8 protein-coding genes and 1 rRNA gene are annotated in these 13,059 nt (G+C 59.9%); 3 read left to right on the forward strand and 6 right to left on the reverse strand.

Features of this window, described 5'->3' with window-relative positions; genetic code table 11:
* Together rrf and DFR38_RS18735 are read left to right on the forward strand one after the other, a co-directional pair.
* Nucleotides 1-88 (forward strand): 5S ribosomal RNA (rrf, locus tag DFR38_RS21940); the annotation flags it as partial.
* Nucleotides 89-320: 232 nt separating this feature from the next.
* Nucleotides 321-2,525, forward strand: a complete 2,205-nt coding sequence (locus tag DFR38_RS18735; protein WP_059286538.1) for an ATP-binding protein — start codon at nucleotides 321-323, stop codon at nucleotides 2,523-2,525.
* 68 nt (nucleotides 2,526-2,593) lie between these two features.
* Here DFR38_RS18735 and DFR38_RS18740 read toward each other — a convergent pair whose 3' ends face one another.
* The 6 genes from DFR38_RS18740 to DFR38_RS18765 all read right to left on the reverse strand — a co-directional run bounded on the left by DFR38_RS18740 (nucleotide 2,594) and on the right by DFR38_RS18765 (nucleotide 7,668).
* Entirely contained in the window at nucleotides 2,594-3,517 is a 924-nt protein-coding gene (locus DFR38_RS18740; RefSeq protein ID WP_226034258.1) for a GlxA family transcriptional regulator, read from the reverse strand.
* Between the two features lie 152 nt (nucleotides 3,518-3,669).
* Nucleotides 3,670-4,467: an ABC transporter ATP-binding protein gene (locus DFR38_RS18745; RefSeq protein WP_059286536.1), complete on the reverse strand. Its 798-nt coding sequence runs from the start codon at nucleotides 4,465-4,467 to the stop codon at nucleotides 3,670-3,672.
* Nucleotides 4,468-4,555: 88 nt separating this feature from the next.
* Complete coding sequence (locus DFR38_RS18750) at nucleotides 4,556-5,287, reverse strand: ABC transporter permease (RefSeq protein WP_059286535.1); 732 nt, start codon at nucleotides 5,285-5,287, stop codon at nucleotides 4,556-4,558.
* Nucleotides 5,284-5,973 (reverse strand): ABC transporter permease, encoded by a 690-nt coding sequence (locus DFR38_RS18755; protein ID WP_059286534.1) that lies wholly within the window; start codon nucleotides 5,971-5,973, stop codon nucleotides 5,284-5,286. Before DFR38_RS18755 ends, DFR38_RS18750 begins: the two co-directional genes overlap by 4 nt.
* Nucleotides 5,974-6,039: 66 nt before the next feature.
* Entirely contained in the window at nucleotides 6,040-6,804 is a 765-nt protein-coding gene (locus tag DFR38_RS18760; protein WP_059286533.1) for an ABC transporter substrate-binding protein, read from the reverse strand.
* A 99-nt stretch (nucleotides 6,805-6,903) separates the two neighbouring features.
* Complete coding sequence (locus DFR38_RS18765) at nucleotides 6,904-7,668, reverse strand: ABC transporter substrate-binding protein (RefSeq protein WP_059286532.1); 765 nt, start codon at nucleotides 7,666-7,668, stop codon at nucleotides 6,904-6,906.
* Between the two features lie 517 nt (nucleotides 7,669-8,185).
* Between DFR38_RS18765 and DFR38_RS18770 the strand changes: the two genes are divergently transcribed.
* On the forward strand, nucleotides 8,186-12,997 hold the full coding sequence (locus tag DFR38_RS18770; protein WP_110313771.1) for an NAD-glutamate dehydrogenase: 4,812 nt from the start codon (nucleotides 8,186-8,188) through the stop codon (nucleotides 12,995-12,997).
* Nucleotides 12,998-13,059 lie beyond the last annotated feature (62 nt).

The following is a 13,059-nucleotide window of genomic DNA, read 5'->3' on the forward strand; positions in this document are numbered from 1 at the left end:
CGCCTTCCCATCCCGAACAGGACCGTGAAACGCCTTAGCGCCGATGATAGTGTGGCATTCGCCATGTGAAAGTAGGACACCGCCAGACTCCCCTTACAAAAGCCCAGCTCAACCGAGCTGGGCTTTTTGCATTGGGGCTGGCTCTGGTCTTGGTGTCATTGCATAAGCCGCCTGTGGGCGGCTTTATTGCATCTGAAGAAGCGAAGGCTAAGCAGTACTACGCTGTAACGGATGGCTGGCTGACGTTACAATACGCAATCTTTGCTCTTCTGGCCGCCGTGCAGGCGGCATTTTCCTGTTGCTAGCCCGGAAAGACTCCCTTGGCCGAATTCCTGCGTAAACGATTGCACCTGTTTGTTCTGTTGTGGCTGGGTGTGGCGCTCATGGTCGGAATCCAGTGGGCCATGTCGGAGTACCAGCGCATACAGGAAGATTTTGATCGCAGTGCTAGGCTGGCGCATGGCGTGATTGCGCGCAAGCTGGATCAGAATGAATCGGTGCTGGCCGCCCTGGATGCGCTGCTGATGACGCGGCAGAAATTCGACATGCCTGTTCTCAAGGCGTTTTCTCACCAGATTCTTTCGCATTATCCCCAGTTGTATACCGTGGAGTTTTTCCAGCATGTGAACCGGGATAACCGGCAGGCGTTTCTGGATGAAATGCAGCAGCGCTTTGGCGCTACCTTTTTTATCCGTGATTTCGATATCGCCGGTCGGCGTAGCTGGGTGCCGGCACCGGTGCGCGACCAGCATCTGGTCGTGACCATGATAGAGCCGGACATTCCGGCGGCCAGCTCGGTATACGGCTTTGATGTGTTGCATGAGCCGCGGTTTGCCGCGCAGATGCGCAAGGCGATAGAGAGTGGCCACAAGCTGGCATCGGCACCGTTTGACCTGTATGAAGGCGGCCGGGTCTACCTGCTGATGCAGCCGGTGTTTTTGGGTGCGAATGGGGCTGCCGGAGCGGCTGGACGCGGCCAGCTGGTTGGTGTGGTGGCGCTGGTGGTGTACTGCGAAAAACTGTTGAATATTTCGCCGGCGGAAGGGGTGCCGGCAGAGCTGGATTTGTCGATTCTGACGACGGACAGCAGCAGTACCATTTTCAATGCCCGTGGCAAGCATAGCGATGCCGGGTACTGGCTGCCGGCCTTGTCTCGGCTTGAGCTGAGCCTGCCACTGGTGAGCGAATCCCAGCCTTTTGTGCTGCGGGTCGGCAAGGATGTGCTGCTGAGTGATTTCAAGCTGGGTGGCCTGCTGCTGCGGGAGGGGCTGATCTTGTCGCTGGTGATTTCGCTCTGGCTGATCTATAGCCAGCGGCAGGCGATGAAGAGGGCGCAAAGCCAGGCGGATGAGGCGATCTTTTTGCAGAGCGAGCGCGCCGCGGTCACCCTGAACGCGGTGCACGATGGCGTGATCACGCTGGATCCGCAGCAAAAGATCGAGATGGCCAATCCGATGGCGCTGACCCTGCTGGGCATGAGCCGGGAGGAGGTGATCGGCCAGCCTTTCCTGAATGTATTCCGGCTGATTGGCGAGCTGTCTGCCGAGCTGGCCGAAGACCCGGTCAGCGAGTGTTACCGTGCGGCCCACACCGTGGAACTACCGGAGCGCATGCAACTGGCTACCGCCAAGGGCCATGTGCGCCTGGTGGAAGGGGCGATTGCCCCCTTGTTTTCACGCAATGGCAGCCTGACCGGCGTGGTGTGCGCGCTGCGCGATATGGGGCCGGTGCGGCAGCGTGCGGCCGAGGCCCTGGAGGCTAGCGAGCTGCGGGTGAAGGAGCACCTGGAAAAGTTGTCGCATGTGGCGCGCCTGCATACCATGGGTGAAATGGCCTCCGGCATTGCGCATGAGGTGAATCAGCCACTGACTGCCATTTCCAATTACTGTCAGGCGTCCTTGCAGCTGCTGGAGTTTGGCGAAGACAGCCGTCCGCAGGTGGAGTCGGCACTCAGGCTGGCGGTGGCGCAGGCGGACCGCGCCGGGGAAATCATCAAGCGTTTGCGCGCGCTGGTGAGCAAGCGGGCGATGGAAATCCGGCTGATCGACCTGAATCAGGTGGTGGGGAACTGCATGTTCCTGGCGGAGTACGACCTGAAAGAACGTGGCATCGAGATGGTGCAGTTGCTGTCGGTCTACCCGATGGCGGTGATGGCCGACAGCATCCAGATGGAGCAGGTGGTGCTGAACTTGCTGTCCAATGCCATGGATGCGCTGCGCGATGAGCCGGTGATGAAGCGCCATATCATCATTCATACCCGGCGCGAGGGCAAGAAGGCCATTCTGGAGGTACGCGATACCGGGCGCGGCATCTCGCCGGAGTCGCTGGAAGTGCTGTTCCATCCCTTCTTTTCGACCAAGCAGAACGGCATGGGCCTGGGTTTGTCGATTTGCCAGACCATTGTCGAGCAATATGGCGGGCTGATCTGCGCTGAAAACATTCCGGCCAGCGGTGCCTGCTTCCGTATTGAATTGCCCCTGTCTCAGACGGTGACCGCGCCGGAGCAGGCGCCTGCCGCCGGCTGAGCCGGATCCAACATCAAAAAAAGAGCCGCATTGCGGCTCTTTGGCTTGGTGGGTATGGCGTGGGTGGATCAGCGCGGCTCCACCACCACCTGCGTGCGCTGGGCGCGTTCTTCGCGGGGGGTGATGCCAAAGTGATTGCGGTAGGTGCTGGAGAAGTGCGGGCCACTGGAAAAACCGCAAGCCAAGCCGATCTGCACAATGGACTTGCTGGTTTGCTGCAGTAACTGGCGTGCCCGGCTCAGGCGCAGTTCCAGATAGTATTTGGACGGCACCGTGCTGAGGTATTGCTTGAATAGCCGTTCCAGCTGACGGCGCGACACGCCGACGTAGTAGGCGATGTCATCGGTGGTCAGCGGTTCTTCGATATTGGCTTCCATCAGGCTGACGGCCTCGGTCAGCTTGGGCTGGCTGCCGCCGATGCGCGTAGCCAGCGGAATGCGCTGGCGTTCGTTGCCAGGGCGTACCCGTTCGATGCTGAACATTTCCGACAGGCGCGCGGTGAATTCATGTCCATGCAGGCTGCCGACCAGCGACAGCATGAAGTCCAGCGTGGCCGCGCCACCGGCGCAGCTCATGCGGCTGCGGTCGATTTCGTACAGATTGGACGAGACGATGACCTCGTGAAATTCCTCGGTAAAGCGGCTGATTTCCTGCCAGTGGATGGTGGCGCGAAAGCCGTTCAGCAGGCCGGCGCGCGCCATCCAGTAGCTGCCGCAGCCAATGCCGGCGATGGGCAGCTTGTCGGTATGCAGGCCGCTGATGCTTTTGAGGAATTCGTCCAGGTTGACTTCAATGGTGATGTCGTCGGCCAGCACGAACAGGCCGTCCAGCTTGGGCGCATAGGCCAGCGGCAGATCCACCGGCAGTTTCAGGCCGTTGGACATGGCCACCGGCAGGCCGTTGAGGGAGAGCGGCAGGAATTCGTACAGCTTTTTTTCGGCCAGCTGGTTGGCCCGGGTCAGCACTTCGCTGGCAATGGCAAAATCGGCCATGGAAGCGTGCGGAAGCAGGAGAAAACCGTAGCGTAACGGTTTGGCAGCGTGCATTGGATGACCCATGTTTTCCAAAAAAAGTGAGCACTATACCAAAAAAGCAGGTCATGCCGTGCTTGGCATGACGCTGCTATCTGCAGGCATTGTACGATTTATTTAAGGCTGCCGGAGAGGAATTGTGCAAGCCGCTCGCTTTGTGGATTGACCAGCACTTGCTTCGGGTTGCCTTGCTCTTCGATTTTGCCTTTGTGCAGGAAAATCACGTGGTTGGACACCTCGCGGGCAAAGCCCATTTCGTGGGTCACCACCACCATGGTGCGGCCTTCGCGCGCCAGGTCCTGCATCACCCGCAGTACTTCGCCCACCAGTTCCGGGTCCAGTGCCGAAGTCGGTTCGTCAAACAGCATCACTTCCGGTTCCATGGCCAGGGCACGGGCAATGGCCACGCGCTGCTGCTGGCCGCCGGACATATGGGAGGGGTATTTGCCTTCCACATCTTTCAGGCCCACCTTGTCCAGGTATTTGCGGGCACGGGCGATGGCTTCGTCGCGGGAGAGGCCCAGTACGTGGATGGGGGCCTCGATGATGTTTTCCAGCACCGTCATGTGTGCCCACAGATTGAAGTGCTGGAATACCATGGCCAGTTTGGTGCGGATGCGTTCCAGCTGCTTGTGGCTGGCGGCACGCAGGGCGCCGGTTTTCTTGTCGGCCACCAGTTGCAGCTCTTCGCCGCCCAGCTGGATCTGCCCGCTGTTGGGGTGTTCCAGCATGTTGATGCAGCGCAGGAAGGTACTCTTGCCCGAGCCGGAGGAGCCGATGATGCTGATGACGTCGCCGGCATGGGCGGTCAGCGATACACCCTTGAGTACTTCGTGGTTGCCATAGCTCTTGTGCAGGTCGGCAACGCGCAGTTTGATGTCGGTGGCTGGTGCCGCGTCGGTATGTTTCATGCTTGCAACCCTTGTCTTAAGGTTTCATCTGCCGCAGTGGGATGGCGGCCATTGCTGAAAGAGGGCGGCGCCATTGCCGCCCACGCTGTCAATGCTTGCGCGGGGCCAGATAGGCCAGCCAGCGTTGCTCTGCCTGCTTGAATAGCCAGACAAACAGAAAAGTCAGTGCCAGATAGATGGCGCCGGCCACCAAGAAGGGCTCGAAAGCCATATAGGTGTCGCTGTAGATGCGCCGGGCCACGCCGGTGATGTCGGCCAGCGTCACCAGGCCGGCCACTGCCGTGCTTTGCATCATCATGATCACCTCGTTGCTGTAGGCCGGCAGGGCACGGCGCAGTGCAGACGGAATCACGATGCGGCGCATCATCAGCCATTTGCTCATGCCCATGGCGCGGGCGGCTTCGATCTCACCCCAGTGGGTGGTGCGGATCTGTCCGGCGATGATTTCCGTGGTATAGGCTGCCGTGTTGAGCGTGAAGGCGAGAATGGCGCAGAACCAGGCATCCTGCAGGTATTGCCACAGCCAGCTGGCACGCACGGCATCAAACTGCGACAGGCCGTAATAGATGATGAACAGCTGTACCAGCAAAGGCGTGCCGCGGAATATATAGGTATACAGCCAGACGCTGCCGGACAGCAGGCGGTTTTTCGATACCCGGCCCAGTGCCAGCGGAATGGCCAGCAACATGCCCAGCAGCAGCGAGGCGCCCAGCAGTTGCAGGGTCATCACGATGCCGTCGCTGGTGCTCAGCAGTGGCTGGCCATCCGCTCCGCCCAGAAAGGCCGGCAGCTTTTCCAGAATAAGATGAAAGTCGATCACAGGCCGTTCTCCTTCAAGCCAGTGGAATAACGGCGCTCCAGCATGCCCAGCAGGATATTGGACACGCTGGTGATCACCAGGAAGATCAGCGCCACCAGCATGTAGACGGTAAACGGCTCCTGGGTGTTGGACTTGGCGGCATCGGCGCGATACATCACATCATTCAGGCCGATGACCGAGACCAGCGCGGTGGATTTCACCAGGACCAGCCAGTTATTGGTAAAGCTGGGCAGGGCAAAGCGCACCATTTGCGGAAAGGTGATGCGCAGGAAGATGCGCAGCGGTCCCATGCCATAGGCGGCACCGGCTTCCATCTGTCCCTTGGGAACGGCCATGATGGCGCCGCGAAAGGTCTCGGTCATGTAGGCACCGAAAATGAAGCCCAGCGTCAGCACCCCGGCGATAAAGGGGTCGATGTCCGGCGCAGCCCAGCCCATGGCGGTGGCGGCATCGTTCAGCAGCATCTGCACGCCGAAGAACAGCAAAAACATCCATACCAGGTCGGGCACGCCGCGCACCACGGTGGAATACAGCTCGGCCAGTGTGCGCAAGGCTTTGGACGGGGCCATCTTGAACATGGCACCAATCAGGCCCAGTAGCACCGAAACGGCCAGCGCCGCCGCCGCCAGCTTCAGCGTCAGCACCGCTCCATCGAGGATGCTGGGAAGATATCCGTGTAAAAACATGTACTACCCCTGTGTTTCCCGGGAAGGGACGGTGACGGCAGTGGCTGCCGTCACCACCGCAACGGTTTATTTGCCGTAGATGTCGAAGCTGAAGTACTTCTTCTGGATCTTGTCGTAGCTGCCGTCGGCGCGAATCTGCTGCAATGCCTTGTTGATGCGGGCCAGCAGGGCCTGGTCGGACTTGCGCACCGCCACGGCCGCGCCTTCACCGAAGTATTTCACCTCGTTGTATTCCGGCCCGACAAAGGCATAGCCCTTGCCGGACGGCGTCTTGATGAAGTCGGACTCACCCACGGCGGCATCGACAAAGCTGGCATCCACGCGGCCGGCCTTCAGGTCGAGGAAGGATTCCGGCGCCTTGGCATAGGACACCAGTTTCGCCCCCAGCTTCACCCAGTTGTCACGGGCGTATTTTTCCTGGATGGAAGAACGCAATACGCCAATCTTCTTGCCCTTGAACCAGGCGTCGTTGATCTGGCTGCCCTGTCTGGCGACCAGCCGGCTGGGCATGTTGTAGTACTTGTTGGAGAAGCTGACCACCTTCTTGCGCTCTTCGGTGATGTTCATCGAGGCGATGATGGCGTCGAACTTGCGCGCCTGCAGGGCAGGGATGATGCCATCGAAATCCTGCGGCACTACTTCGCAGCTCACTTTCATGGCAGAACACAGCGCCTGGGCAATATCGGGGTCGAAGCCCTTCATCTTGCCGTCCGGGCCTTGCTGGGAGAACGGTGGGTAACTGGCGTCGGTGGCAAAGCGCAGGGTTTCGCCGTGGGCGGCAGCCGTCATGCCGAGCGCGCACGCGCCCAGCACCATGAGGGACTTGAACATGGTTTCTCCGGATGAGTCTTGTCGTTGTTATGTGTGGCGATGCCTGCCGGCGAAGGTTCCGCCGGCAGGAGAGAGCTTCACACGGCAGGGCTTGCCGTATCAGCCGCCGTAGACGTCAAAGCGGAAGTACTTGTCCTGTACTTTCTTGTAGCTGCCATCCTTGCGGATCTGCTCGATGGCCTTGTTCAGGCGGCTGGTCAGCGCCTGGTTGCCCTTTTTCACGGCGATGCCCGCACCCAGGCCGAAGTATTTCACGTCGGCATAGTTGGGGCCGACAAAGGCATAACCCTTGCCGCCGTCGGTCTTGAGGAATTCCTGTTCGCCCACCGCGCCGTCAACGAAAACTGCGTCGACGCGGCCGGCCTTCAGGTCGAGGAAGGATTCCGGCGACTTGGTGTAAGCCACGATGGTGGCACCGTTCTTGCCCCAGAAGTCACGGGCAAACTTTTCCTGGGTGGAAGCACGCAGCACGCCGATCTTCTTGCCCTTGAAGGAGGTCTGGGAGACCTGGGTATTGCTCTTGGCAATGATGCGGCTGGCGATGTTGTAGTACTTGTTGCTGAAGTCGACAGCCTTCTTGCGCTCTTCGGTGATCTGCATCGAAGACAGGATGGCGTCGAACTTGTTGGCATTCAGCGCGGGGATCAGACCATCCCAGTCCTGCGGCACGATCTGGCAGGTGACTTTCATGGCGCTGCACAGTGCATTGGCCATGTCGATGTCAAAACCTTCCGGCTTGCCATCGGCACCCTGTTTGGAGAACGGGGGGTAGTTGAGGTCTACACCAAAGCGGATGGTTTCGGCATGGGCGGCAAAACCGGACAGGCTGACTGCAACTGCAGCAGCAAAAATGACCTTCTTCATATGTGTCTCTGCTTCTCGCATGGCAAAGAAAGATCGTGCGATCTTTCTCATGGTCTTACTTTGTAAACCCGGCGTGGAAGGGATGGCTGCCTGGGCAGCACGGCCGGAACCTGTTGTTGTTATGCCTGCATGCGCCTCCTGTGAAGACGCCAGGCAATGGTGGCAGGAATCGTCCAGCCCAACAATCAGTCGCATTTGCGGCGGGTAGCCCAAAATTGCGAAGGGGCGCATTTTACCCCTATTTGTATTCAAAGTGAAACGTCATCAAAATCATGTACTTATCTATTGATTGTCGGATTGTATACAATGTAGGCTGTGCAAGCCATTGTGTAATTGGCTGTCGCATTGCTATAAGGCGAAAAGTGGGAGAAAAACCAGCCCAGCCCGTGTGGCGGGTTTTTCATGCTGCACTGCATCCCATCTTTCTGTAAGTCGGTGTCGCATTAAGGAAATCCCGCGGGTAGCGGGCTTACTACAATGCCCCGACACAAACCGTGCATACAACAAGAGAAGCCCCATGTCGCTTACCAACAAGACCGAACTGGCGAGCCTGATTGCTGATATCCAGGCCGTTGCACAGAGCAAGCTTTCATCCAAGGAGACACAACAACTCGCCGGTTTCTTCCCGATCTACTTTGAAGAAACCGAGCATGCCGACCTGCGCCAGTTTTCCTCGCTGGACCTGTTCGGTGCCGCGCTGGCCCATTTCGAGTTTGCGCGCAAGCGTAACCCCGGTCAGCACAAGGTACGCATCTATACTCCCGATTTCGAACGGGATGGCTGGCAGAGCACCCATTCGGTGATTGAAGTCGTCAACGACGACATGCCTTTCCTGATCGACTCCATCTCCATGCTGCTGTCGCGCCACAACATCAACCTGCACCTGCTGGTGCACCCGGTGCTGTCGGTTGGCCGTGACAAGAGCGGCAATCTGCAGGAAATCCGCCGCACGCAGGACCGCAGCCTGCCGCTGGAATCCTTCATCCACGTGCAGATCGACCGTGTCAGCGATGCCGCCACCCTGCAAAAGCTGGAAGCCGAACTCAACCGCATCATCGCCGACATCCGCCTGCTGGTGAGCGATGAACCGAAAATGCGCGCCGTACTGGGCGAAATCGGCAAGGACCTGGCCAAGGTAAAGGGCGAACGTGCTGCCGAAGCCAAGGAAGCCGTGGATTTCCTCGGCTGGATGGCGGGCAATCACTTCCTGTTCATGGGCTATTGCGATTACGACCTGGTCAAGCGCGATGGCAAGGACAGCCTGAAGATCGTCAAGGACTCCGGCCTGGGCATCCTGCGCGACCAGGGCGACAAGGAATATTCCGCCAGCTTTGAAACCCTGCCGCAGGAACTGCGCGAACTGGCGCACCTGCCGCAGCTGATCATCCTGAACAAATCGCAAACCCGCTCCATCATCCACCGTCCGGCCTATGTCGATTTTGTCGGCATCAAGCGCTTCAACGACAAGGGTGAAGTGATCGGCGAGCGCCGCTTCCTCGGCCTGTACACCGCCAGCGCCTACCAGGCTTCGCCGAAGGACATTCCGCTGGTCCGCCAGAAAGTGGCCAGCGTGGTAGCCAACTGCGACTACGTGGACGACAGCTACAAGGCCAAGACCCTGGGTTTCGTGCTGGAAAGCTATCCGCGCGACGAGCTGTTTGAAATCCCGGCCGATGTACTGGGCCCGATCGCCGAAGGCATTGTCAGCCTGCAGGAACGCCCGCGCGTGCGCCTGTTCGTGCGCAAGGACCGCTACCATCGTTATGTCAGCAGCCTGGTCTACGTGCCGCGTGACAGCTTCAACACCGAAGTGCGCCTGAAGATCGAAAAAGTGCTGATGACCGCCTTCAATGGCAACTCGGCCGAGTTCAGCGTACAGATCAGCGACAGCTCGCTGGCGCGCGTGCATTACATCATCCGCACCAATGCGTCCAAGCTGCCGGCCTTCCGCGAATCCGACATCGAGGCGGAAATCGCCCGTCTGGTGCGTGGCTGGGTGGAAGAAATGCACCAGCAACTGGTGGAAGTGCACGGCGAAGAAGCCGGCAACCTGCTGTTCAAGCGCTACCGTTCGGCCTTCCCGGTGGCCTACCGCGAAGAATTTGCCGTGCGCAATGCCGTGCTGGACGTGCAACTGCTGGAGTCGGTTTCTGCCGGTCATCCGCTGGCGATGAAGCTGTACCGTCCTTTCCATCGTGGCAACCAGGCATTCAACCTCAAGCTGTTCCGCGAAGGCGAGCCGATGAGCCTGTCCGCCAGCCTGCCCATCCTGGAGAACATGGGTGTCAAGGTGAGCGACGAGCATCCGTACCGTGTCGAGCGTGAAGACGGCTCCGCAGTATGGATCAGCGATTTCGGCCTGGACGTGGGTGCCTTCTTCGAGCAGATGTCCAGCGAAGCGGTACAGAAAGACTTCCAGGAACTGCTGGCCCAGGTGTTTGCCAAGCGCTGCGAAAACGACGGTTTCAACCGTCTGGCGCTGATTGCCGGCCTCGACTGGCGTGAAATCTCGCTGGTGCGCGCACTGGCCAAGTATCTGCGTCAGGGCGGCCTCACCTTCAGCCAGAACTATCTGGAACAGTGCGTGGCCAACTACCCGGACATCACCCGTCGTCTGGTGGCGCTGTTCGTGGCCCGCCTGGACCCGGTGAATGCCGACGACGCCCGCGCCGATGCCCTGCTGGCCGAAGTGAAGGAGCTGCTGGACAATGTGGCCAACCTGGATGAAGACCGTATCCTGAACGGCTTCCTGGCGGTGATTCTGGCGACCCGTCGCACCAACTTCTGGCAGAAGGATGCAGCGGGCGAATTCAAGTCCTACATCTCCTTCAAGCTGGAATCCAACCAGATTCCTTTCCTGCCGCAGCCGCGCCCGATGTTTGAAATCTGGGTGTACAGCCCGCGGGTGGAAGGCGTGCATCTGCGCGGCTCCAAGGTCGCGCGTGGTGGCCTGCGCTGGTCCGACCGCATGGAAGACTTCCGTACCGAAGTGCTGGGCCTGGTGAAGGCACAGATGGTGAAGAACTCGGTGATCGTGCCGATGGGCTCCAAGGGCGGTTTTGTCGGCAAGCAACTGCCGGCACCGAGCGACCGTGAAGCCTTCCTGGCCGAAGGCATCGCCTGCTACAAGATCTTCATCTCCGCACTGCTGGACGTGACTGACAACCTGGTGACCGGTCAGATCATTCCGCCCAAGGACGTACGCCGTCTGGACCCGGATGATCCCTACCTGGTGGTGGCGGCCGACAAGGGCACCGCAACCTTCTCCGACATCGCCAACGGCATTTCCGAATCCTACGGCTTCTGGCTGGGTGACGCCTTTGCTTCCGGTGGTTCCGCCGGTTACGACCACAAGGGCATGGGCATTACCGCCCGCGGTGCCTGGGAATCGGTCAAGCGTCACTTCCGCCATCTGGGCATCAACACCCAGGAGCAGGATTTCACCGTGATCGGCATTGGCGACATGGCTGGCGACGTATTCGGTAACGGCATGCTGCTGTCCGAACACATCTGCCTGAAGGCCGCGTTCAACCACCTGCACATCTTCCTGGACCCGACGCCGGACGCCAAGACCAGCTTTGCCGAACGGGCGCGCCTGTTCAATCTGCCGCGTTCCAGCTGGGCGGATTACAACCGCGAGCTGATTTCCAAGGGCGGCGGCATTTTCGAACGCTCGGCCAAGTCCATTCCGCTGTCGCCTGAAGTCAAGGCGTGGCTGGAAACCGACAAGGACAGCATGGCGCCGAACGAGCTGATCCATGAAATCCTCAAGGCCAAGATCGACCTGCTGTACAACGGCGGTATCGGTACTTACATCAAGGCTTCCACCCAGAGCCATGCCGACGCCCGCGACCGCGCCTGCGACCCGGTACGGGTCAATGGCAACCAGCTGCAAGCCCGCGTGGTGGCCGAAGGCGGTAACCTGACCTGCACCCAGCTGGGCCGTGTCGAATTTGCGCTGTGCGGCGGCCGTATCGCCACCGACGCCATCGACAACTCCGCTGGTGTGGATTGCTCCGACCACGAAGTCAACATCAAGATCCTGCTGGGCGCAGTGATGCAGGCTGGTGACATGACGCTGAAACAGCGTAATGAGCTGCTGGCGGAAATGACCGACGAAGTGGGCCATCTGGTGCTGCGCAACAACGTGCTGCAAACCCAGATCCTGGCGATCAAGCGACTGGAAGCGGCCTCCATGCTGTCCACCCATGCGCGCATGATTTCGCACATGGAAAAGACCGGCGAGCTGAACCGCGAAATCGAATACCTGCCGTCGGAAACCCAGATCAACGAACGCCGTCTGGCGCGTCAGGGTCTGACCGTGCCGGAAATCGCCGTCCTGCTGGCCTACAGCAAGATTTCGCTGGATCAGGCCATTCTGGCCACCGATGTGCCGGACGATGCCGACTTCCTGCCGGTGCTGGTCAACTACTTCCCCAAACCGCTGCAACAGCGCTTTGGCAAGCAGATGGAACAGCATCAGCTGCGCCGCGAAATCATCGCCAACCAGCTGGCCAACCAGATCATCAACCGCATGGGCACCACCTTCGTGTTCCGCCTGCAGGAGGAGTCGCCGTTCTCCGCGGCCGACATCGCCCGCGCCTGGTGGATTGCCAGCCGCGTGTTTGATGCGGAAAACCTGTGGGGCCAGATCGAAGCGCTGGACAACCTGATTCCGGCCGACCAGCAAATGGAAATGATGGTGCTGGTGCGTACCCTGATCGAGCGCGTCACCCGCTGGGTGCTGCGCAACAAGCGTCCGTTCACCTCGGTGAATGCCGTGATCGAACAGTACGCTGGCAAGGTGCAGGCCCTGCTGGCACGTCTGCCGGCGCTGGTGGATGCCAGACAGTACCCGGCCGTGGCCGAGCTGGAAGCCCGCCTGAGCCTGCCGAACATGCCGCAGGAACTGGCCCGCGTGCTGGCGCGTCTGGAGTTTGCCGTACCGCTGATGGACATCATCGAAATCAGCGAAGGTGGCGAACTGTCGCTGGACGAAGTGGCGCAAAACTACTTCCAGCTGGGACGCAATCTGCAACTGGACTGGCTGCGCGATGCCATCACCGGCCTGCCGCGCGACAACCGCTGGCAGTCGCTGGCCCGCTCTGCGCTGCGTGACGACCTGTATCGCCTGCATCGCAAGCTGGCCAAGCTGGCGCTTAGCGAAGCCAGCGGTGACAAGGCTTTTGCCGATGCCTGGCTGGCCAAGCGTCGCAACGAGCTGGAACTGTGCTACCAGATGTTTGCCGAGCTGCAGTCCTTCAGCGTGCTGGATCTGGCCATGCTGTCTGCCGGCATGCGCGAGCTCAACAACCACCTGCTGGCCTGATCAGCCAAGGCAAAGTGAACAAGCCGGCCCCCTGGGGCCGGTTTTTTTATGTCCATCAGCAG

This window comes from Aquitalea magnusonii, assembly GCF_003202035.1.
Classification (GTDB): Bacteria; Pseudomonadota; Gammaproteobacteria; order Burkholderiales; family Chromobacteriaceae; genus Aquitalea; species Aquitalea magnusonii.